This is a genomic window from Halolamina sp. (genome assembly GCF_036626355.1).
Lineage (GTDB): Archaea > Halobacteriota > Halobacteria > Halobacteriales > Haloferacaceae > Halolamina.
This window is the reverse complement of sequence record NZ_JAZKRY010000032.1, coordinates 1-22,005: the sequence shown is the minus strand read 5'-3', so window position 1 is coordinate 22,005 and position 22,005 is coordinate 1. Positions and strand designations below refer to the sequence as shown.

Here is a 22,005-nt window from a genome sequence, read left to right as displayed (position 1 = left end):
GGGAGTCGGGGCGTTTCGAATCGGAATAACGCCTCGGAGATTCCTCACAATGGATTCCCGTGTCGATTCGTCGAACTCGCTCCGGCCTCAGTCGTCGCCGAGCGCGTCGTGCATCGCCGGGATGGCGGCTTCGGAGTCGATATCGGCGCCCTGTCGGTCCAGCGCGTCACCCAGCGCCGAGAGCACGTAGGCGACGTTCTTCGGGTTCGCGGAGTGGCCCATGCAGCCGATACGCCAGATCTCACCCTCCAGGTCGCCCAGGCCCGAGGCGATTTCCAGGTCGTACGCCTCGAGCAGGTAGTCGATAACGGCGCCATCGTCGACGCCATCCGGCACGCGCACGGCGTTGAGGCTCGGCAGCCAGTACTCGTCGGATGCGTTCATCTCCAGTCCCATCGCCTGGAAGCCGGCTTTCAGCGCACCGGCGACACGGCGGTGGCGCGCCCAGCGCTCCTCGATTCCTTCCTCGGCGACGAGGCGAAGCGCCTCCCGCAGCGCGTAAACGTTGGTGATGGGTGCGGTGTGGTGGTAGGCACGCTCCTCGCCCCAGTAGCCCTCCAGCAGCGAGAGATCGAGATACCACGAGCGGGCGTCTTCGGCCCGGTTGAGCACCTTCTCCATCGCGGCGTCGTTGAGCGTGAGCGGCGAGGCGCCCGGCGGGCAGGAGAGACATTTCTGCGGGCCGGCGTAGGCGACGTCGATGTCCCATTCGTCGACGCGGAGTTCGACGCCGCCGATGGAGGTGACCGTGTCGGCGATGACCAGCGCGTCGCTCTCGTGGGCGATGCTCGTTAGCTCCGGCACTGCGGGTTGAACGACGCCGGTCGAGGTCTCGGCGTGGATGAACCCGAACACGTCGATATCGTGCTCGTCGAACGCGGCCGCCACGTCGGTGGGGTCGAGCGGCTCGCCCCAGGGGGCGTGGACTTCGACGATGTCGCCGCCGGCGCGCTGGGCCATATCCGCCATCCGGCCGCCGAAGTAGCCGTTCGTCGGGACGAGCATCGTGTCGCCCGGTTCGACGAGGTTCCCGATGGCGGCCTCCATCGCCGCCGAGCCGGTGCCCGAGACGGGGATGGTCCACTTGTTGTCGGTGCGGAAGGTGTAGCGCAGCAGCTCCTGGACGTCGTTCATCACGTCGATGAAGGAGGGGTCGAGGTGGCCGACCAGCGGGGTGGACATCGCGCGTAGGACGCGCGGGTCGACGTCGCTCGGCCCGGGGCCCATCAGCGTGCGGTTCGGTGGTGTGAGTTCGTCGACGTTTGGTGGCTCGGCTCCGTCAGACATGACCATCCGTTGTAGGCGGGTTCGCAAAAAGCCGTGGGAACCGGCTGTGAATGGGTTTGGCTGTGTCGGATTGTTGGTGATGGGATTTCGGAGTGGTTGCTGTCTGTGTCTTTCGAACATGGGCTTTCCACTTAGCGAGCACGACTGTCTCCGTTTCAGCGACGACGAGCGCTTTCGGCTCAATGAAGACGACCGCCACCGCGAACCCTACCGCGGAGAGTGCTTGGACAGTTGGGACCGCAGACAGCACAGCGAACATCATCGCGGAGTTCCCAGGGACACGTGGACCGCAGGGTGCCGGGCACGAGACTCGACACAGCGCCGAGCGCGCGCTGCCAACCACCCCCGGCGGCGGCGCGAAACGTGAGCACCTCTGGGTGCGAACAAGCGTGAGGGACGAGCGAGGGTTAAACCCGAGCGAGTCGGGTGGGGAGGCTTGTGGCCGCGGCGCGGGAGGCGGTGCGGTCCAATTGGTCAAGCTTCGAGACGCTGTTGTCGAGTCGAATCGCCACGAGTCAGCACTCACGCACGCCCGAACCCACTCCCCGAACTCAGAGCGATTCAGCCAGCTTCTCAACTGGATGCGCAACTCGCCCGTTCTGCTCTTCCCAATCCGATAACTGCGTCCGACAGGACGCACCCGGCGCAACCGGCTCCGCACCCGTCTCCCGAACCTGCTCGAACAGTCGCTCCCCGATCGCCATCGAGAGGTCGTACTGCTCAGCCTCGTAGCCGAAGCTCCCGGCCATTCCACAACAGGTCGAGTCGAGCGTCTCCACGTCGTATCCCGCACGCGAGAGCACCGCTCCAGCATGATGATCCCGATTGAGCGCCTTCTGGTTGCAGTGGCCGTGATACGCCACCCGCTCGCCGCCGGCATCCGCGTCGAGCGCATCCGGCCGGTGCACGTCGAGGAACTCACAGAGTCCGTAGGTCGCGCCAGCCACCGCCTCAACCCCGTCACCGTCCACCAAATCCGTATACTCGTCCTGCACCACAGCCGCATCGGAAGGCTCGGCAGTCACCACCGACCATCCATCGTCGACCATCGGCGCCAGCGCGTCGACGTTCACCCGCGCCCGCTCGGTCGCGAGGTCAAGAAAGCCGCCTGAGACCGCTGCCCGGCCTGCTGGCCCCGTCTCGTCCGGAACGACGACGTGGCAGTCGGCGGCCTCCAGCACCATTACCGCGGCCTTCCCCACCTCGGGGTAGATGTAGTTCGTATGAGTGTCGGGAAGAAACGCTACGCGCTCGGCGGCGTCCGCAGCATCCACCGTCGCCTCACGCTTTGTGAACCAGGAATCGAAGGACTCGCTCGCGAAGGAGGGAACCGGCCGCTCGGCGGTAATCGAGAGCAGACGCTCGGCGACGGCGCCCGACCCCGGAATCGACGTGAGCCAGTTCGACACGGGCGCGAGCCTGCTGCCCCACGCCGCCAGTCGGTCGATGTCCGCGAACAGGCGGTCGCGCAGGCTCGCGCCCTCGCGCTCGTGGCGCTGGTGTTTGAGTTCGGCTTTCAGCTTCGCCATGTCCACCCCGGTCGGGCAGTCAGACTGACAGCCCTTGCAGCCGACACAGAGGTCGAGCACCGCCTCGTGGAACCGATCGGCGTAGAGCTCATCCTCGGGCAGGTCGCCGCTGATGGCCGCCCGGAGCAGGTTCGCCCGCCCACGGGTCGTCGCCAGCTCCTCGCCGCTCGCCCGGTAGGTCGGGCACATCACGTCCGACTGGGTGGTCCGGCAGGTCCCACAGCCGTTACAGAGCTCAACCAGATGCGAGAAGCCGCCCTCGTCCTCGAAATCGAGCGCCGTCGTCGGCTCCAGGCTGGCGTAGTCCGCGCCGTAGCGCAGGTGCTCGGTCATCTCCGTCGGCTCGTCGTCGCGGAACACCACCGCTCCCGGGTTCATCCGCCACTCGGGGTCGAACGCGGTTTTGAGGTGCTTGAACGCGTCCCAGAGCTGCGGGCCGTACATCTTCGGGTTGAACTGCGTGCGCGCGAGCCCGTCACCGTGCTCGCCCGAGAAGGAGCCACCCCGCTCGGCGACGAGGTCGGTTACGTCCGACGCGATGGAGCGCATCGTCTCGATGCCCTCGGTTTCCTTCAGCGAGAGCACGGGGCGGATGTGGAGCGTCCCGGCGCCGGCGTGGGCGAAGTACGCCGCCGAGGTGTCGTGGGCCGCCAGCACCGCCTCGAACTGCTCGACGTAGGCCGCCAACTCCTCGGGCGGCACGGTCGCGTCCTCGATGAACGGGTAGGGTTTGGCGTCGCCCTCCATCGACATCAGCAGCGGAATCGCCGCTTTCCGGAGCTTCCAGAGGTTCCGCTGGCTGTCGTCGTCGAAGGCGTGGAGGGTGTCGAACGCGTTCCCCGCTCGACGGAACGTCGAGTCGGCGGCGTCGACGGCCGCCACCAGATTGTCGTGGAGCTCCGAGTCGAACTCCAGCATCAGCGCTGCACCAGCCGATTCCGGAATCGGCTCCGCGTACTCGGCGTACTCCGGCGAGCCACGGGCCAGCCGGAACACCTCGTCGTCCATCAGCTCGACCGCGCTGGCGTCGTGCTCCAGCGCCGTCGGCACCGCCCGCATCGCGTCGCCCAGGTCCTCGTAGCAGTAGAGCGCGAGCGCCGTCTCCTCGGGCACCGTCACCAGCGACACCTCCGCCGCGACGACGACGCCCAGCGTTCCCTCGGCGCCGACGAGCAGTTTCGCGAGATTGAGCGTTCTGTCACCCTGCTCGGTCTCGTCAGCCACGGCGTCGAGGCTGTAGCCGGAGACGTTCCGCTGGAGGTCGGGGTACCGGGCCGCGATTTCGGCCTCGTTCTCCTCGACGATGTCGCGTACCGCCCGGTGAAGGTCGGCGACATGGCCCCCCTCGGCCAGCATCTCGTCCCATTCCGGGCTGCCGACGACGATCTCCTCGAACGTCGCGACAGTGCCGTCAGCGAGCACCGCCCGGACGGACTCGACGTAGTCGACGGTGATACCGTAGCGCACCGAGTGGGCGCCGGTCGAGTTGTTTCCGATACCGCCGCCCAGGGTTGCGCGGTTAGAAGAGGCCGGGTCCGGCGCGAACTTCAGCCCGTGTTGGACGAGGGCGGCGTCGAGGTCGTCCTGGACGACACCGGGCTGGACGACCGCCCGCTGTGTCTCGGTATCGATCTCGCGGATGTCGTTCAGATGCTTCGAGCAGTCGAGCACGACACACCCGGGACCGACAGTCTGGCCGGCGAGCGAGGAGCCGGCGCCGCGGGGAAGAACGGGTGCGTCGTGGTCCGCGGCGATCTCCACGGCGGCGACTACGTCACCCTCGTCCTCCGGGATGACGACGCCCGCGGGGCGCGCGCCGTAGATACTGCCGTCTGTTGCGTAGAGCACCTGTGCGTACTCGTCGAACCGGACGTCGCCGGCGACTGCGGCGGCGAGGTCGGCCGCGAGCGCGGCGTGTTCCTGGTCAGCGACGCCCTCGGTCCCGTGAGTCGGGAGCGAGGCGTCCCCGAGCCCAGCCGGGTCGATAGCCATGGCGGGGACTGCGGCGCGACGGAGATAAGGCTGTGGTCACTGGTGACGTGATCTGCAGGGAGGGGCTCCCCCGTGAACGCTAAAACCGTTGTTTGTGCCAACATGACGTATATCCCCCGTGGCTGTGATGAATCTGGTAGAATGGAGTTCGATTCGGAGACACTGTTCAACGCGGCTGCGGCCACGCTCAGCACCGTCGCCGTCGCGCTGTTCATTCTCGACCACCAGTTCCCCTACTCGCCAGTGTCGAAACTCGTGCTGGTCGTCGCGTTCCTCGGCGGCGTCTTCGCACTCACCCAGTCCTCGAACGACGACCAGCTAACCCTGCTCGGCTACGGGGTCATCGTCATCTCGGCGTTCGTGCTCGTGCTGGACCTTTCGAACCGGTTCAACGTCGGCACGACGCTCCAGGTGCTCGTGCTGTTGGGGATGGCCATGGTGCTGTTCGGGCTCCGGATGCGCCTCGGCGACCGGAGCCGGTTCGTCTCCGGCCGCGGGGCCACACGGGCGTTCGGGGCGCTCGTGGTGCTCGCGGCGCTTATCCTCACTGTTGACGTCGTGACGGGCGGGCTCGCCTACGAACTGCAGACCGAGGCAGAAGTCGAGTTCTCGGGTGGGATGGAGCCAGCCGCCCAGATCGGCTCGGTCGCCGTCAGCAATCCTGGCCCGTTCCCCGAGCGCGTCGACGTTCCGCAGTACGACGTCTGTACGGCAGGTAACTGGAGCGCCTACCAACCGACACCGAGCGACGGGGAGCCGCGACCAGTCGACGCCCATCTTCGTATCGAGCGCCAGTACGGCCAGCACGTGTTCGGCCTCAGCGAGAAGCGGTATCCCGCAATCGTCCAGCTCCGCGCTGAGGGCGTCGAAGGCGAGCGGTTCCTCGTCCAGCGAACTGATGCCTGTCCGGACGACCCGAGCGGGGAGCCGTATCTGGCAGTGTTCGAACGAAGCGAGCGGCCGCGCTACCGCACGTCCGCCTGAGAAAGACGGAAAGCGGCCGCGCCCTGCTCAGTCCTCGAGGAAATCCGGCTCGACGGTTTTCTCGTCGCGTTCGGTCTCCAGATGCTCGCGGAACGCCACCGTCCCGACGCTGTCCGCCTCGCGTTCGAAGCGGTCACGCACGGATACCGTTCCCGTCTCCTCCTCGTCGCTGCCGACGATGAGCATGTACGGCACTCGGTCGTCGTGGCCCTGCCTGATCTTCCGGCCGACCGTCCAATCGCGGTCCTCGACCTCGACGCGGAACTCGCCGAGTTCGTTCTTCACGCGGTGGGCGTAACCCAGCGAGTCGTCCGAGACGGGGAGGATGCGCACCTGCTCGGGGGCGAGCCAGAGTGGGAACTGGCCGTCGAAATGCTCGATGAGCACCATGAACATCCGCTCGTAGGAGCCATAGAGCGCACGGTGGATGATGACAGGCCGGTGGTCCTCGTTGTCCTCGCCCGTGTAGGTCAGGTCGAACCGCTCTGGCATGTTGAAATCGAGCTGGACCGTCGGGCCGTCCCAGGACCGCCCGAGCGCGTCGGTGAACGCGAAGTCGATCTTCGGGCCGTAGAACGCGCCGTCGCCGGGTTCGATGTCGTAGTCGTAGCCGTCCGATTCGAGCACCTCCCGGAGCTGCTCTTCGGCGCTCTCCCAGATCTCGTCGCTGCCGACGGATTTCTCGGGACGGGTCGCCAGCGCGACCGTCGCGTCGAGATCGAAGTGGCCGATGAGTTCGAAGATGAGGTCCATGATGGCGCGGACCTCCCGCTCGATATCCTCGGGTTTGACGAACAGGTGGCCGTCGTCGATGGTGAACGCCCAGGTCCGGGAGAGCCCCGAGAGCTCGCCGCGTTGCTCCTTGCGGTACACCTTCCCGTTCTCGAAGTAGCGCATCGGGAGATCCCGGTAGGACCAGGATGACTGGTCGAAGATGGTCGCGTGGCCCGGGCAGTTCATCGGCTTCAGCCCGTACTCCTCGTCGTTCACTTCGAGGAGGAACATGTCGTCGCGGTAGTTGTCGTAGTGACCAGACTGCTTCCAGAGCTCCGTCCGGAACAGGTGGGGCGTCTCGACCTGATCGTAGCCGGCGTCGCGGTTGAGTTCGTTGACGTAGTTCTCCAGTTCCTGAAGCACCGTCTTCCCCGGCGGGTGGTAGAGCGGCAGCCCCGGCCCCGTCACGTCGGGCACCGAGAACAGGTTCATCTCCTGGCCGATCTTCCGGTGGTCGCGCTCCTTGGCCTCCTCGCGCATCTGGAGGAACTCCTCCAGGTCTTTCTCGGACTCGAAGGCCGTCCCGTGGACCCGCGTGAGCGTCTCGTTGTCCTCGTCGCCGCGCCAGTAGGAGGAGGAGACGTTCAGCAGGGACACGGCGCCGATTTCGCCCGTCGACTCCACGTGGGGGCCCTCACAGAGGTCCTCCCAGTCGTCCTGGACGTAGAAGGAGACGGTCTCCCGGCCGGCGGCCTCCTCGTTGAGGATCTCTCGTTTGAAGCGGTTATCCTCGAACTCCTCGAGCGCTTCCTCGCGCGGGCGTTCCTCGCGCTCGATATCGTAGTCGGCCTCGATGATGTCGTCCATCTCCGCTTCGATAGCTTCGACGTCGTCCTCGTCGAGGTCGACGTTCGCTACGTCGTAGTAGAACCCTTCCGCCGTCGGCGGGCCGATGGCCAGTTTCGCCTCCGGATCGCGTCGGTTGAGCGCCTGTGCGAACACGTGCGCCGCGGAGTGGCGCAGCACGTCGAGATACTCGTCGGACTGGTCGGTGACGATTTCGAGGTGGGCGCCGTCGTGGACGGGCGCCTCCTTCGCGACGAGTTCGCCGTCGACGACGCCCGCGACGGTGTCCTCGCCGAGCCCCGGCCCGATCTCGTAGGCGGCGTCTTCGACCGTGGCATCCGCCGGTAGCGAGAGCTCCGACCCGTCCGGCAGCACGACCGTGATTTCGCTCATACTCCCACCCATCAGCGGCAGGGATTAAGCTTTGTTGAGACGCGATACCGAACTGCCGCAACCTTCTTAAACGGGTTCAGGCGCGCGGAACCACCGCCGCCGGCTCACCTGTTGCCACCGATGAGTCGCCCATCGTTGTAGCGGTAGCCGGTTTCGCGGAACGCCTCCCTGGCGCGTTCGACGTCCAGGTCGCCGTCGTCCCCGAGGAACGGGGTCACGGGGTGACCGTCGTCCCATTCGAGGCGGTCCGGGTACCAGCGTGTATCCCATAGCGGCCCGGCGGCCGGACGGCCGTACTCCTGGAGAACGCTCGCGGTGAGATGCGCCTGGTCGACCAGCCTGGCGAGCGTGTTCCGGACGCGCGGGTTGTTCAGATGCGGGCGACGGGTGTTGTAGCCGAGGATGTACGGCATCTCCGACCGGGTGACGAGCAGTTCGAGTTCGGTATTGCGGCCGATTCGGGGGACCGTGTCCGCGCCGACCGGGGCTGCAGTCACGTCGGCTTCCTGACTGGCGACCATCTCGACGGCTGTGACATCCGAGCCGACCACACGGGCCGCCAGCCGCTCGAAGGGCACCCGGCCGACTATCTCGGGGAGCCCCCGCTTCTTCGGTCCGTTCCCCTGGTTCAGGAAGTGACTATCGAACCGCTCGAAGACGACGGCTTCTCGCGGCGTGTTCCGAACGAACTGTAGCGGCCCGCTCCCGACAGGGGGGATGTTGTTCGTCACGAGTGCGTCCGTCACCAGCCCGAAGTCGATGCCGCCGATCGAGGCGCTATCGGTCCGCTGCCTCCAGATGTGTTCAGGGAGGATAGGGACGGTGAACGCGCGGGCGGCGACGCTCGGGTCCGCGTCGACGAACTCGATCTCGACCGTCGTCTCGTCAACGGCACGGGCAGTTTCGACGAGCGTGGTCCGCCCGCGGAACCGGGGCGAGGGAACGGGCGGGTCGGAGCCGTCGGCGTCAGCGTCGCTGCCGAGCGTGGTGTCCGCGAGCAGTTCGTAGGTGAACGCCACGTCCTGGGCCGTGAGCGGTTCGTCATCGTGCCACAGCATCCCCTCCCGGAGTTCGAGTCGCGCGACCGGCGGGGACGTCTCGGTGAACGTCCACAGCTGGGCGAGCCACGGCAGCAGGTCGCCGTCGACGGTGTAGCCCAGCGGGTCGTACAACAGCCCGGTCAGGATGCCGCTGCGGCGGAACTCGACCGAGAGCGGGTTCAGGTTCGTCGTGGCCCGCTGGTCTGTCAGTGCGAGGTTGAGCGTCGCCCGGTCGCGTGCGTCGACGGCGTCCTCATGCCGGTCCAGCATCAGGTAGCCCAGCGGCGACCCGAGAATCGCCGAGCGCCAGTTCGTGTACGCTGTCGTCCGTGCCGCCCTGATCTCGTCGGGGACCGGCAGCATGGTGAACGGCTGGGTCCGGGCAATCGTCAGCTGGAGCTCTTCGAGCGCCTCCCGGCGGTCGCGGCCGCTCGACCGCCGCTGGGTTTCGAGCAGTTCGTCGACGTCGAGATTCGCGTAGCCGAGGGGGTTCTGCCAGCCGGGGGCGTCGGCGTACTGTGAGTGAAGCAGTGTGGTGAGCGCGTCCGGCTCGCGGAACCGGCCGGGAAGCCGCATCACGAACAGGTCGAACTCGTTCTGTAACAGCGTCTGTCGGAGCAGCTCCTCTTCGGCCATCGGAACGACGGTGGCGTCGATGCCCGCCTCCCCGAACCACGTCGCGACCGTTCGTGCGAGCTGTAACGCGTACGGATCGGCGTCCGCGGGGAGGGTTTTGATCTGCAGCTCGACCTGCGCCGGGGAGCGCCAGCCGGCGAGGCGCCGTACTCGACTCAGACAGCCGCTGCTGAGCGCGAGCGTGCCGGTTCCGAGACCGGCGAGCAGGGCCCGCCGATACGTACTCGGGCAGGCGTCCTGTCTCATCCCCCCGTACTCAGACATCGACCGATATAGTGGTTTTGACCGCTGCTGGTCCTGAAGGGCGTACTCCAGGGAGAGCGGGACGGGTCCGGCAGGCCCGCAGTCCGCAGGCGACGACCCGCTTCAGGCCACGACGTCGACACTTGCGGCCCGCTCGATACCGATGACGAATGCGCCGCCGATGACGGCGGTAATCGCGAACGTCACGAGGGCACCCTGACTCCAGCCGTCGGGAAGCGCTCGGCCGGCCTGCACGACGGGTGCGCGCAGCGCGCCGACGACCAGCGCAACGAGAAACGTCATCGTCGCCGACTGGCGGCGCGCGAGCGCCAACTTCACTGCGTGGGAGATGGTGACCAGGCCGAAGCCGCCGCCCGCGACGAACAGGACGATCGTCAGCGACTCCTCGGGGATGCCGGCGCCGGCGTCCCCGCTCACAAGCGAGACGAGGCCGTCGACGAACCGCTTCAGCCGCGTGATCATGTACTCGTACTGGCCGAGCAGCAGCAGGATGAGCGAGCCGGAGATGCCGGGGAGGATCATCGCGCTCACTGCGACGCTGCCCGCGAGAAAGACGACAACTGGGCCGTGGCCGAGCGCGCCCTCAGCCCGTCCCGACAGCAGGAACGCGAGCAGGAACCCCGAGACGGCGGCGAGCTGTCTAGCCCGCGTGTCAAGGACCATCTCGCGCCGCAGCAGCCAGGCGGAGGCGGCGATGAACCCGAAGAAGCCACCGAACGTCGCCACGGGGTAGCTGTGCATCGCGGCTTCGAGCAGCCGGGAGACGGTGATAACCGCCGTCAGGATGCCCGCACCGAGCGCCGCGAGAAAGAGGCCGTCCATCTCGTCGACCGCTTCGACGGCCGCCCCACGCCGGCCGGGAAGCGGTGCCGCGAGTACGGCCAGCAGCCGGTCGGGATCGACGGCGGTGATGGCGGCGATGAGCCGCTGGTAGATTCCTGTCAGCAGTGCAATCGTGCCGCCGGAGACACCCGGCACTGCGTCGGCGGCACCCATGAAGATGCCGCGGAGGTAGACCCCAAGCGCCGAATGCCCGTCCTCCATCAGTCGAGCGCCGGGACGACCACGCCCTCAGCGTCGCGAACGGGAACGTTCGTTGACCCGTCCACCGTCACCGACGAGCTGAGCGTGTCGATCTCCTCGGTCTCGCTCGTCGGATCGAGGCTCTGCTGGGGCGCGGCGAGACTGCTCGTGTTGTTCGTCGTGTTCGTGGTGCCCTCGGGCGGGACCGTCCGTTTCTCCAGGGTCACCTGCTTCGCGCTCTCGTTGACGCCAAGCACTTTCGCCTCGCTCACGTCGAACTGCTGCCCGTAGTTCGACCTGTAGCCGCTCTCGTTTATCGTCGGCGGCGTGGTGATGGTGTAGCTCGTGTTCGCACGGACGCTCACGTTGGTATACCCGTTCTCCGGCCCGAAGTTGTCGTAGCCGATCGTCGAGTACGGCAGTACCATCTCGAACTCGCCGTCCTCGTTACTCATCGCGTGCTGCTGGTAGCTGAACGTGCTGTTGGGGCCGGGCATGTTCATCTCCACCGTTGCGGTCACTCGCGTGTTCGGCGGCGCGTTCGACCCCTCGACCGTCGCGCCGGGGACCTTCTCGAACGTCTTCACCCACGACGGGGTGGTGCGGCTGAACAGGAGCTGATAGAGCGGGTTCCCGGCCAGCTGGGCCTGTCGCTGCTCGTTGGCGAACACCTGTCTGCTCTGTGTCTCGCTTGCTTTCACCAGCCGGTAGTGTTCGAGCGCGGGCACGTCCTCGCTGGGGAACGGCCCGACGCCGCCGATGCGAGCGGAGCCGTCCTCCTCGACGTACGCACGCGCGGCGGACATATTGTCGAACCGTTTCACCATCGACGTGTTGTCCTGTGGCGGAAGTTTCAGGCTGATGTCCTCACCAGCTGCGGTCTCGTAGGTGCGGGTCTCCCAGTCTGTCACGAGCGGTGCTGCGTCCTGTGCGGAGCCGTGGTAGCGGTAGAGTCGCACCATCATGCTGTCGTAGTAGCGTTGGCTGTAGATCTGTGCGGCGGGGACGGCTCCCTGACCGCGCGGAATCCAGACGTTCTGGTAGAAATCCTGCGAGGAGACGTTCTCCCGGGCGTCGTAGAACACCGTCGGTGCCCCGAACTTCGAGCGGGTGGAGGCCATCTGCCAGTCCACCATCACGTAGCGGGTCTCCTCGTTCTCGCCCGCATTCTCGCTGAGGACATCGTTTGCCTGACTCTCGGAGGGTGCCAGCAGGAAGTTCGCGGCGTTGGTCGCGCCCTGCTGGAACGGGTTGGCGTTCGGGATGCGCTGGCTCTGGGTCGTGATCCAGTGGCCGTAGTCCCACCAGGACATCACGCCGTATGCGCCGTCCGGGTACTCGAAGTCGTCAGTCCGCTCGTAGGTGCCGTAGTACTCCATCCGGTCGGCGTTCTCGGCGCCGCCGAGGGTCCCCTCTTCGGGTGTGTTGTCCTGGATCCAGTCGAACGTGCCTTCCCAGCCGAGGATGGCACCTGGCGCCGTGCTGTTGCCGGCCTGTTTTGCGGTCGAGGTCTGGACACCGCCACCTTGGGCGCTGGCTGAGCCACCGAGGGTGATCGGGACCGCGAGCACCGGGGCGACGATGAGCAGGAGCGCTGCGGCGACCGCGAGTACCTGATAGCCCTGGATGTCCTCGGTGATGTTCCGGATACTGCCCGTGAGGTCGACCCAGTCGAGCACGCGGACGAAGAGGAACGCGTTCGCGACGGCGACGACGACGGCGAGGTAGTAGTTGAACCGGACCTGAGTGAACGCCATCGAGGTCATGAACCCGGCCCAGACGACGAGGAACAGCTCCTCGGGGTCGTACTCCGCGATGAGGGTTGCACCGGCGATGAGCCCCGCGACGATGAGCAAGCCGAGCACCTGCGGGTCGACGCCGATGACGCCGCCGACAGCGTCGAGGACGGGGGTTGCGAAGATGAGCGCGACCACGAGCAGGCTGCCGCCGAGGTAGTAGTAGGCTCGCTGTGTTCCTTTGCGCACGAGCGGGCGCCCGTGGAGGATGACGATCGCCAGCAGGGCGCTGAAGAAGGTGAGGCCGTACTCCAGGGTGATGCGGCCTGCTGCGCCGACCTGATTGACTAGTCGACCGCCGAGGAACGGCTGGGCCTCGCCGATGGTTCGGGTGGCGGCGCCGGCGGAGAAGCCGACGATGCGGAGGAGGTTCCGGGCGACCTGGCTGTAGAGGCTCTCGAGGGCGACTGAAACGAACAGCACGCCGACGACAGCCAAACCGAGTACGGCAGCGGGATAGAGCGACGTCGAGAGTTCCTCGCGCTCCCAGTATCGTGCGAGCCAGCAGAGGAAGACGGCGGCGCCCGCCACTGCCAGGGTTGTGACTGGCTGTATGAGTGAATGATCGGTCGTCGAGAAACTGAACATATCGATCATTAATAAACTCATCACCGCGGCGGTGCCCATCGAGACAGCGACAGCGAACGCGATCGGCTCCGGGGTATCGTTGTTGACGACGTCACTCGTGATGTTGACTGCGGCGAACAGACCAACAACCCCAATCAGGAACACGGCAGGCGGCCAGACCCAGAAGAAGAGACCGGTCAGGACGCCGGCCAGCACCGCCCACGCAAGCGGCTGCGTCAGTGTATCGGGTTTCCGGTTCTCGATGAGTTCCTCCTGGACGACCTCCCAGACGGGCATCGAGCGCGTGGCAGCAGCGAACGCTGCAAGCAGGCCGAACACCGCGAGACCCATGAATAGGGGTTCGGCAGCGTTGTGGTCGGCCGCCCCGACGAGTGTCCGCTGGAGGAACGTTCCTGGGAGGAGAGCGATAATGAGTACGCCGAACAACCCGCCCACGCGGTTACTGAACCGCTTCCCGATAAGGTAAACTGGGACGACGGTGAGGGCGCCGAAGACGGCCGGCGCAACGAGGAGGGTTTTGGCGATGAGGGCATCGTTCGGGCTTCCGAGACCGATGAGAAGGGCTGCGAGGGCGATGAGTTGGTCGTAAAGAGTCCCGAACTGGCCCACGAACGTTCCCGTTGGGAACCCCGTCCACGGGTCGAACGGCATGGTGAACGGGAAGTTTCTGACCACGTAGTTCGTCTCACGAAGATGGTACCAGGCGTCGTTGCCCGAGAAGAACACTTGGCCGTCCCGAATGAAACGGGAGTAGTTCTGCATTCGAACCCAGAACATCACGACAATCGCCAGGAGGAGGGCGGGGACGTGGAACCAGTCCTCCGCGATGTCGAGGAGCGACTGGCCGAAGTCGTCGCTTTCGGTGCGCGAACTCATTGGCGGAAAGACTGGCAAAAGGGAGAAAAGGTTTGTGTATTGCGTACTGAACGGTTACTCCCTCACAGCCGGTGGCGGCCCCGAAAGTGTCGAACCAAGCGGATACTCGATCTGTTGCGGGATGGCGCTCCCCTGCTGCGTATTAGTGGTCTGTATCTTCTCCGTCATCATCCCGCTTCGTGGAAAGGTGCTCCCAGATCTCGGTACAGCCCGCGCCGTCCGGAACGTCCTGTAGGTGTTCGTCATCGGCCTCGAAATAGTTACTCATTCTGTGAGTAACTATAGTGGGGTTTCGTATATCTCTTCCGGTGATGCACACGCTATTCAGGGACGACCCCGATAGGAGTGCTATGACCGACGATGTCGAACTGTTCTCCGTGCTGGAGCTGACCGAGTACGAGGAGACGGCGCTGAAGAAACTCCTGACGCTCGGCCAGTCATCAGCACCTGATCTCGCGGCGGCGACGGGTATCCCGAAAGCGCGCATCTACGGCGTCCTCGACTCGCTTGCCGACCAAGGCTACATCAAGGTAATCCCCGGTCGTCCAAAGCGGTATCAGGCCCGACATCCCGAAGAGCTCATCGACCGTGCACTCGAACAACGTCGACAGGAGTTCGAAACCTATCGGCGACAGATCGAGGACGCACGCACCGAGTTCCTCGCGGAGTACGAGCCGATTTATCAACAGGCGAGTGAAGAGATTCGACCGACGGAGGAGCTGTTCTACGTCGTCGACGTCGGCGATCCAAGCGAACGGGTCACGCGGTCGCTCTACGACCACGCGGAAGCCGAAGTCAAAGTACTCACGAAGAGTTTCGGCTATCTTCCCGAAATCGAGCCGGCGCTCGAAGATGCCCTCGACCGAGGCGTCGACGTCTCAGCGCTCCTACTCGCTCCGCACCACCTCGGCACCGAGAACCGGCGGCAGCAGACCGATATCGTCGAACGGCTTCGTACCTCCTACCCCGAGATTGCGCTCCGATTCAGTGAGAAACGGATGCCGTGGCGTGGCACTCTCATCGATCCGAGTATGCAGTACGACTCGGGGGAGGCCACGCTCCTCGTCGAACAGGAGGAGGTGCCAAACCATCTCAGACAAGCCGCAGTTACGGAGAACGCGGCGTTCGTTACAGGATTCGCCCGCTACTTCGACCTCGTCTGGAAGCACGAGAGCACGGACGTTCGGTAGCCGAAACGTTTAGGAGGGTTACTCGACAATCGAGTAACTATGACGGTACTGCTTACCGGAGCCGACGGGTATATCGGTTGGCCGACGACCCTGCGACTGGCTGACCAGCTGGACGAACGCATCGTTGGGGTTGACAACCTCGCCCGCCGCGAGTGGGTCGAGGAGTCTGGGAGCGTTTCGGCGACACCGATCGCGAAGGCGGAGGAACGCTTCGCGGACATCGACGGCGTCAGCTTCGTCGACGGCGACCTGACCGACCGGGATTTCGTCCTGCAGCTGCTCGAAATGTACGAGCCCGACACCGTGGTCCACGCGGCGGCCCAGCCATCCGCCCCGTACTCGGCGATCAACGGCGAGCGCGCGCTGTACACACAGCAGAACAACATCTCGATGACGCTCAACCTGCTCCACGGGCTCCACGAAGCAGGGCTCCACGAGAGCCATTTCATCGAGACGACCACCACCGGCGTGTACGGCGCACCGGAGTTCCCTATCCCGGAAGGCGGCGCGGAGATGGAGAACGCGGGCGAGCGCGACGAAGTGCCGTTCCCCGCGATGGGCGGCTCCTGGTACCATCAGACGAAATCTTTCGACGCCGCCAACATGCGGCTCGCGGAGTCCGAGTTCGACCTGAACATCAGCGACGTCCGGACCGCGATCGTCTACGGCAGCAAGACCGCAGAGACAAGCAGCGTGTCCCAGCCGACCCGGTTCGACTTCGACTACTACTTTGGAACAGTGGTCAACCGGTTCTGTGCCCAGGCCGTCGCCGGTTACCCGATCACGGTCTACGGGAAAGGCGAGCAGCGTAAGCCGATGGTGAGCCTGGAGGATACCGTCGAGAGCCTCGTCAACCTCGTCGAACGGGGCCACGACGGTGGCGGTATCGACGTGTACAATCAGGTCACTCGACCTGTCGCTATCGTCGAACTGGCCGAGACCATCGCGGCGGTCGGTGAGGAGTTCGACCTCGACGCCGACGTCGAGCATTTCGAGAACCCCCGCGAGGAGAAGGAGGAACACAAGATGGAAATGGAGAACGAGCGGTTCCTCGATCTCGTCGGCGGCCAGCAGCAGAGCCTCGAGGAGGGCGTTCGCGACGTGCTAGAAACCCTCGTCGAACACGAGGGCCGCATCACCGCCCACGAGGACCGGTTCCTGCCAGGGGTGCTGACCGATTAAGCTCCTCGTTACCGGCGGCGCGGGCTACATCGGCAGCGCCCTCGTCCCACTGCTCGACGAAGCCGGCCACGAGGTGCGCCTGCTGGACGAGTTCAGCCTCTCCTCCCCACGGAACCTCATGGGGATGGACCCCTCGGCGTACGAGTTCGTCCGCGGTGACGTTCGGGAGGAAGCGGTCGTCGCCCGAGCCGTCGACGGCGTCGACGCGGTCATCCATCTCGCCGGGGTGACCGGCGCGGCGACGTCACACGAAATCGAGGAACGGGTCCGGTCGGTGAACGCAGGTGGAACACTGACTGTTGTCGATGCTGCCGTGGAGGCCGGCGTCGACCGCATTGTCCTCGCGAGTTCGTGTAACGTCTACGGCGAGACGTACGAGGATGAACTAACTGAAACTTCAGAAACTGCACCGGGGAACCCCTACGCGGAGTCGAAGCTCACTGCCGAGAGAGTCGTCGAAGAGAGCTCCCTCGACGCCGTCTCGCTCCGGATGGCGACGAACTTCGGCTACAGCCCCGGTGTTCGATTCAATCTCGTCGTCAATAGCTTCGTGTTCCGCGCGCTCACGGGCGAGCCCCTGACAGTGTACGGTAACGGTAGCAACTGGCGACCATTCCTTCACGTCCGGGACTCCGCCAGAGCGTTCGTGGCCGCCCTCGACTGGGGGCCCGGAACGTACAACGTCGGCGTCGGAAACTTCCGAATCCAGGAGGTTGCCGATGCCGTCGCCGATGTGGTCGGCCAGGCCGTCGACATCACCTACCTGGAGGAGCGCGACCCCGGCCCATCCTACCACGTCTCCTTCGACCGGATGCGAGACGAAGAGTTCGAACCGACCCACGCTCTCGAAGACGGTATCAGCGACCTCGCTCAACAGTTTCCCCATGACTGAAACCCTAACAATCGGTCTGACCGGCGCGGCCGGCTACATCGGCTCGCGCGTGATGCACAACCTCCGAGACGCTGGCCACGATATCGTCGCGGTCGACGATTTCTCCGCAGCCAAAGTTGAATCGGTCGACGGCCAGGAGATCATCGACGGCGACATCCGGGACGAAGAGCTGCTCGAAAGCCAGTTCACCGACGTGGACATCCTTCTACATCTCGCCGCGGAGAGCGGCGTACAGGCCTGCGACGAGAACCCTGACCGCGCGTTCGACGTGAACGTCCGGGGAACCGAGACAGTTGCGTGGTTCTGCCGACAGCACGACGTTCCCCTCGTTTTCCCCTGCTCGATGGCTATCGTCGGGGAGCCGGTCGAGTTCCCGATCTCCGCAACACACCCGCGTGACCCGGTCAACATGTACGGACTCACGAAGAAGATGAGCGAGGCCGACATCCAGGATCTCGCCCGCGATGCGTATCCCGCGCACGTGTACATGAAGTCGAATCTTTACGGACACCACGAGGCCGGTGGCGAACGGGTCGGCAAGCGGACGGTCATCAACATCTTCGTCGAGCGCGCGCTCGAGGACAAGACCCTGAGCGTCCACGAGCCGGGAACGCAGGCCCGGGACTTCATCCACGTCAAAGACGTGGCCCGGGCCTACGAGCGGTCGATCGAGACGTTGCTCGACGACGCAGAGCCCGGTGCAACCACCATCCCGCTCGCGAGCGGTGAGGACATGAGCGTTCTCGACCTCGCGAACCTCGTCCAGGGCGTCTGTGAGGAGGAACGGGGCTACGCGCCGCCGGTCGAGCTCGTCGAGAACCCGCGTGGAGAGGAGGCTGCTGGCTCGGATTTCTCGGTCGATACTTCGCGTGCGGCCGAAACCATCGGGTTCGAAGCAGAGCACACGGTCGAGGAGACGGTTCGGGCGATGCTCTCGGAGGCGGAGTAGCATGCAGACGGTCATTCTCGCAGCCGGCGAAGGGACGCGAATGCGCCCGCTAACGGCGACTCGGCCCAAGCCGATGCTCCCTATTGGCGACCGACCGCTCGTGGCCCACACTGCTGACGCAGCGGTGAAAGCGGGTGCATCGACGCTCGTCTTGGTCGTTGGCTACGAGGGCGACCAGCTCCGAGCGTACTTCGGGGACGAGTACGCCGGCGTCCCGGTCGAGTACGCGGTTCAGGAACGACAGCGTGGCACAGCCGACGCAGTGCGAGCGGCTCGGGAGGCTCTCGACGACGCTCCCTTCGTCGTCCTCAACGGCGACGACATCTACGATGCTGACTCGTTGGCTGAGCTCTACGACGCTGCGCCAGCCGTCGGCGCGCATGAAGTAGAAGATCCGCGCCCGTACGGCGTTTTCGACGTAACTAATGGGACGGTCAAAACCGTCGTCGAGAAGCCTGAGGACCCACCCTCGAATCGGGTGAACGTCGGGGCGTACGCCTTCCCAGCGAAAGCCCAGGAGTGGCTCGACGTGTCGGAGAGCGAGCGGGGCGAACGCGAGATTACCGACGTGCTTGCGAGGGTCGTCGCTGAACGGGAGGTTCGTGCCGTCGACGTGAGCTTCTGGCTCGGCGTTGGCCGGCCGTGGGAACTGCTCGCCGCAAACGAATGGTTCCTCGACGGAATCGACCGGCGAATCGAGGGCGATGTCGACCCGGCTGCAGAGCTCCGCGGACCCGTCGTCGTCGAGGAGGGTGCAACGGTCGACGCTGGTGTCGTCGTCGAGGGGCCCGCCCTAATTCGGTCAGACGCAACTATCGGGCCGAACGCGTACGTCCGCGCGAAAACGGTCATCGGAGACGGCGCGACGATCGGACACGGCGTCGAAGTGAAAAACTCCGTCCTGATGACCGGGGCGACTGCCGGCCACCTCTCCTATGTCGGCGATTCGGTACTCGGGCGCGAGGTCAATTTCGGGGCAGGAACAGTCGTCGCCAACCTCCGTCACGATGACGGGACAGTCAGACTCCGCGTAAAAGGAGAGATGACAGACACCGGTCGACGGAAGTTCGGCGTCGTCGTGGGCGACGGCGCGAAGACTGGCATCAACACCAGTCTCAACGCTGGCGTGAAGCTTGGAGCTGACGCACGGACTGGGCCTGGTGAGACGGTGACGCGAGATATTGATACGGAGTACTAACAACATGCACACAGAGACCCAACCATGAAGGCGATCATCCTCGCGGCGGGGGAGGGGACCCGGCTCCGGCCGTTGACCCGCACCCGCCCCAAACCGATGCTGCCGATCGCGAACCGCCCGCTGCTCGAGCACGTACTCGAAGCCGCTCACGAGGCCGGTATCGACGAGTTCGTCTTCGTCGTCGGCTACAAGCGCGAGCGGATACAGAGCCACTTCGGCGACGGTGACGACTGGGGCGTGGATATCGAGTACGCGAATCAGGAGAAACAGCTGGGTACCGGGCACGCAGTGTTGCAGGCCGAACCGTTCGTCGAGGGCGAGTTCCTCGCGCTCAACGGCGACCGTATCGTCGAACCCAGTGCTATCTCCGCAGTCGTCGAGGAGCGACGCGAGAACGGCGGGCCGGTGATGGCCGTTACTCGGGTGGAGAACCCGGCGAACTACGGTGTCGTCGACCTCGACGAACGCCGGGTCAGATCCATCGAGGAGAAGCCTCCAGCACACACCGTCGAAACCGAGTTCATCAACGCCGGCGTCTACGGTCTCGACGAATCGGTGTTCGACAAACTCCGGGCGGCAGAATCAGAAGGCGAACTGGCGATTACGACGACGATTCAAGCGGCCGACGGACCGCTTCGAGCGGTTCCCTTCGATGGGCTCTGGCTCGACGTCTCCCATCTTTGGGACCTCCTCTCGGTCAACGCTCGCGTGCTCGACCGGTCCGGTGCGACCAGTGGGTCATCCGGGAGCGTTCACGACCGAGCGACCGTCGTCGGACCGGTTTCGAGAGGCGGAGACGTGCGAATTCGACCGGGTGCGACGGTTCTTCCCGGGACCGCTCTTGGGGATAACGTCGAAATCGGCTCGAACGCGGTCGTCTCGAACGCGGTCGTGCTTCCGGACGCCTCGGTCGGAGACGGTGCCGTGGTTCGGGACTGCATCGTCGGTGAAAACGCGTCTATCGGTCCGAACACGACTGTCGAGGGAGGTGACTCGGATGTCGTCGTCGATGGCGAGTTCTACGGTGACGTTCGACTCGGCGGCGTCGTCGGCGACAACGCGGTCGTCGGTGGCGCGGCCGTCCTCGAACCGGGAACGGTGCTCGGCAACGACTCGGCGGTCAGTTCCGGCGTCGTCGTCGACGGACGCATCGAGAACAGTGCGGTCGTTCGGAGGGGATAACTATGTGTGGAATAATCGGTTATTTCGGCGACGAACAGGCGCTCCCGATTCTGACGACGGGGCTGCAGAACCTGGAGTACCGTGGCTACGACTCCGCAGGTATCGCACTCCAGCGGGAGGGCGGGCTCGACGTGTACAAGCGGGCGGGCGAGGTCTCCGCCCTCCAGGAGCTGCTTCCTGGCACTGCTGAGTCGACCGGTGGTATCGGACACACGCGCTGGTCGACCCACGGGGAGCCGACTGACGCAAACGCCCACCCACATACTGACGAGTCGGGCAAAATCGCTGTGGTTCACAACGGGATCATCGAGAACTACGACGAGCTGAAGACGGAGCTCCGAGAGCGGGGCCATACGTTCACGAGCGAGACTGACACGGAGGTCGTTCCGCATCTCGTCGAGGAGGCTCTGGAAGACGGTGGCGATCTGGTCGATGCCGTCGAGAAGGCGGTCGACCAGCTCTCGGGTAGTTACGCACTCGGCGTCGTCGCTGCCGGACACGACGGCATCGTCGCAACGCGACAGGACAGCCCGCTCGTCGTCGGTCCTGCCGAGCATGGCACCTTCCTGGCGAGCGACGTGACCGCCTTCCTCGAACACACTCGCCGTGTGAGCTACGTGGAGGACGGCGACGTCGTCCACGTCACCGACGATGGGGCGACGACGTATGTCGATAGCGAGGTCGTCGATCGTGAGATCGAAGAGATCGAATGGAAAGCCGAAGCCGCCGAGAAGGGTGGCTACGACCACTACATGCTCAAGGAGATCCACGAGCAGCCCCAGGCGCTCCGGCAGGCGATCTCCGGTCGCGTCGACGAGATCAAAGGCGAGGCTGATCTGGAGGTCGACCTCCCGGCGGAGTATCTGAACTCCCTCGAGGAGATCCAGTTCGTCGCCGCGGGCACCTCCTACCACGCCGGGCTGTACGCATCGGAGCTGTTCGAGGAGTACGCCGACGTGCGGACCTCCGTGGAGATCGCTTCGGAGTACGAGTTCGGCGGCGGCCGCGACCCCTGGCGAACGCTCGTCGTCGCGGTCACGCAGAGCGGGGAGACGGCCGACACGCTGTCGGCAATCCGGAAGGCCAAGCGGGCGGGTGCACGGACGCTCGCGGTAACGAACACGCTCGGGAGCACCGTGACTCGGGAGGCCGAAGACAGCGTGTTCATCCGCGCGGGGCCGGAGATCGGTGTTGCCGCGACCAAGACGTTCTGCTCGCAGGTGGCGACGATGAGCCTGCTCGCCGTGCACGTGGGCCGGCAGCGCGGAGCGCTCTCGTCGTCGACGGCGCGGGAACTGCTCGGTGACGTGCGGAGTCTGCCTGGTGCAGTTCAGCAGGCGCTCGACGCCGAGGACGAGGTTCGTGTGGCTGCGGAGGAGTACGCCGACGGCGAGGCGTTCTTCTTCATCGGTCGGCGGCTGGGTGCGCCGGTGGCGCTCGAGGG

At 65.4% G+C, this 22,005-nt stretch carries 15 protein-coding genes; 8 read left to right on the top strand and 7 right to left on the bottom strand.

The features are described from left to right. Positions 1-87 precede the first annotated feature (87 nt). Together V5A38_RS06965 and V5A38_RS06960 are read right to left on the bottom strand one after the other, a co-directional pair. Complete coding sequence (locus tag V5A38_RS06965; RefSeq protein ID WP_332325029.1) at positions 88-1,287, bottom strand: alanine--glyoxylate aminotransferase family protein; 1,200 nt, start codon at positions 1,285-1,287, stop codon at positions 88-90. 551 nt (positions 1,288-1,838) lie between these two features. Then, a complete protein-coding gene (locus V5A38_RS06960) occupies positions 1,839-4,808 on the bottom strand; it encodes an FAD-linked oxidase C-terminal domain-containing protein (RefSeq protein ID WP_332325028.1) in 2,970 nt (989 codons plus the stop codon). A 141-nt stretch (positions 4,809-4,949) separates the two neighbouring features. On the opposite strand from V5A38_RS06960, the gene V5A38_RS06955 reads away from it, so the two are divergent. Beyond that, positions 4,950-5,792, top strand: a complete 843-nt coding sequence (locus V5A38_RS06955) for a hypothetical protein (protein ID WP_332325027.1) — start codon at positions 4,950-4,952, stop codon at positions 5,790-5,792. A gap of 27 nt (positions 5,793-5,819) precedes the next feature. Here the strand turns inward: V5A38_RS06955 and thrS are convergent, their stop codons facing one another. The 5 genes from thrS to V5A38_RS06930 form a co-directional block, all read right to left on the bottom strand. Continuing rightward, on the bottom strand, positions 5,820-7,745 hold the full coding sequence (gene thrS, locus V5A38_RS06950; protein WP_332325026.1) for a threonine--tRNA ligase: 1,926 nt from the start codon (positions 7,743-7,745) through the stop codon (positions 5,820-5,822). A gap of 104 nt (positions 7,746-7,849) precedes the next feature. Further along, a complete protein-coding gene (locus V5A38_RS06945; RefSeq protein WP_332325025.1) occupies positions 7,850-9,685 on the bottom strand; it encodes an ABC transporter substrate-binding protein in 1,836 nt (611 codons plus the stop codon). A gap of 102 nt (positions 9,686-9,787) precedes the next feature. Next, the gene (locus V5A38_RS06940; protein ID WP_332325024.1) at positions 9,788-10,729 is read right to left on the bottom strand and encodes a DUF368 domain-containing protein; all 942 of its coding nucleotides are present in this window, start codon (positions 10,727-10,729) and stop codon (positions 9,788-9,790) included. After that, positions 10,729-13,968, bottom strand: coding sequence for an oligosaccharyl transferase, archaeosortase A system-associated (locus tag V5A38_RS06935; protein ID WP_332325023.1), 3,240 nt, complete (start codon positions 13,966-13,968; stop codon positions 10,729-10,731). The genes V5A38_RS06940 and V5A38_RS06935 overlap by 1 nt, the downstream gene beginning before the upstream one ends. Positions 13,969-14,110: 142 nt before the next feature. Further along, on the bottom strand, positions 14,111-14,236 hold the full coding sequence (locus V5A38_RS06930) for a hypothetical protein (RefSeq protein WP_332325022.1): 126 nt from the start codon (positions 14,234-14,236) through the stop codon (positions 14,111-14,113). An 82-nt stretch (positions 14,237-14,318) separates the two neighbouring features. Between V5A38_RS06930 and V5A38_RS06925 the strand changes: the two genes are divergently transcribed. The 7 genes from V5A38_RS06925 to glmS form a co-directional block, all read left to right on the top strand. Beyond that, entirely contained in the window at positions 14,319-15,158 is an 840-nt protein-coding gene (locus tag V5A38_RS06925) for a helix-turn-helix domain-containing protein (RefSeq protein WP_332325021.1), read from the top strand. A 39-nt stretch (positions 15,159-15,197) separates the two neighbouring features. After that, complete coding sequence (locus V5A38_RS06920; protein WP_332325020.1) at positions 15,198-16,340, top strand: NAD-dependent epimerase/dehydratase family protein; 1,143 nt, start codon at positions 15,198-15,200, stop codon at positions 16,338-16,340. Continuing rightward, on the top strand, positions 16,336-17,232 hold the full coding sequence (locus V5A38_RS06915) for an NAD-dependent epimerase/dehydratase family protein (RefSeq protein ID WP_332325037.1): 897 nt from the start codon (positions 16,336-16,338) through the stop codon (positions 17,230-17,232). Before V5A38_RS06920 ends, V5A38_RS06915 begins: the two co-directional genes overlap by 5 nt. After that, positions 17,225-18,181: an NAD-dependent epimerase/dehydratase family protein gene (locus tag V5A38_RS06910; protein WP_332325019.1), complete on the top strand. Its 957-nt coding sequence runs from the start codon at positions 17,225-17,227 to the stop codon at positions 18,179-18,181. Before V5A38_RS06915 ends, V5A38_RS06910 begins: the two co-directional genes overlap by 8 nt. 1 nt (position 18,182) lies before the next feature. Continuing rightward, positions 18,183-19,379 (top strand): bifunctional sugar-1-phosphate nucleotidylyltransferase/acetyltransferase, encoded by a 1,197-nt coding sequence (gene glmU / locus V5A38_RS06905; protein WP_332325018.1) that lies wholly within the window; start codon positions 18,183-18,185, stop codon positions 19,377-19,379. A 24-nt stretch (positions 19,380-19,403) separates the two neighbouring features. Then, positions 19,404-20,561 (top strand): sugar phosphate nucleotidyltransferase, encoded by a 1,158-nt coding sequence (locus V5A38_RS06900; RefSeq protein ID WP_332325017.1) that lies wholly within the window; start codon positions 19,404-19,406, stop codon positions 20,559-20,561. A 2-nt stretch (positions 20,562-20,563) separates the two neighbouring features. Beyond that, on the top strand, positions 20,564-22,005 hold a 1,442-nt coding region (glmS, locus tag V5A38_RS06895; protein WP_332325016.1), incomplete at its 3' end, for a glutamine--fructose-6-phosphate transaminase (isomerizing).

Bases quoted from the DNA above. Each gene is read 5' to 3' on its own strand.
- V5A38_RS06965 (WP_332325029.1), bottom strand. From the start codon at position 1,287: ATGTCTGACGGAGCCGAGCCACCAAACGTCGACGAACTCACACCACCG.
- V5A38_RS06960 (WP_332325028.1), bottom strand. From the start codon at position 4,808: ATGGCTATCGACCCGGCTGGGCTCGGGGACGCCTCGCTCCCGACTCAC.
- V5A38_RS06955 (WP_332325027.1), top strand. From the start codon at position 4,950: ATGGAGTTCGATTCGGAGACACTGTTCAACGCGGCTGCGGCCACGCTC.
- thrS (WP_332325026.1), bottom strand. From the start codon at position 7,745: ATGAGCGAAATCACGGTCGTGCTGCCGGACGGGTCGGAGCTCTCGCTA.
- V5A38_RS06945 (WP_332325025.1), bottom strand. From the start codon at position 9,685: ATGTCTGAGTACGGGGGGATGAGACAGGACGCCTGCCCGAGTACGTAT.
- V5A38_RS06940 (WP_332325024.1), bottom strand. From the start codon at position 10,729: ATGGAGGACGGGCATTCGGCGCTTGGGGTCTACCTCCGCGGCATCTTC.
- V5A38_RS06935 (WP_332325023.1), bottom strand. From the start codon at position 13,968: ATGAGTTCGCGCACCGAAAGCGACGACTTCGGCCAGTCGCTCCTCGAC.
- V5A38_RS06930 (WP_332325022.1), bottom strand. From the start codon at position 14,236: ATGAGTAACTATTTCGAGGCCGATGACGAACACCTACAGGACGTTCCG.
- V5A38_RS06925 (WP_332325021.1), top strand. From the start codon at position 14,319: ATGACCGACGATGTCGAACTGTTCTCCGTGCTGGAGCTGACCGAGTAC.
- V5A38_RS06920 (WP_332325020.1), top strand. From the start codon at position 15,198: ATGACGGTACTGCTTACCGGAGCCGACGGGTATATCGGTTGGCCGACG.
- V5A38_RS06910 (WP_332325019.1), top strand. From the start codon at position 17,225: ATGACTGAAACCCTAACAATCGGTCTGACCGGCGCGGCCGGCTACATC.
- glmU (WP_332325018.1), top strand. From the start codon at position 18,183: ATGCAGACGGTCATTCTCGCAGCCGGCGAAGGGACGCGAATGCGCCCG.
- V5A38_RS06900 (WP_332325017.1), top strand. From the start codon at position 19,404: ATGAAGGCGATCATCCTCGCGGCGGGGGAGGGGACCCGGCTCCGGCCG.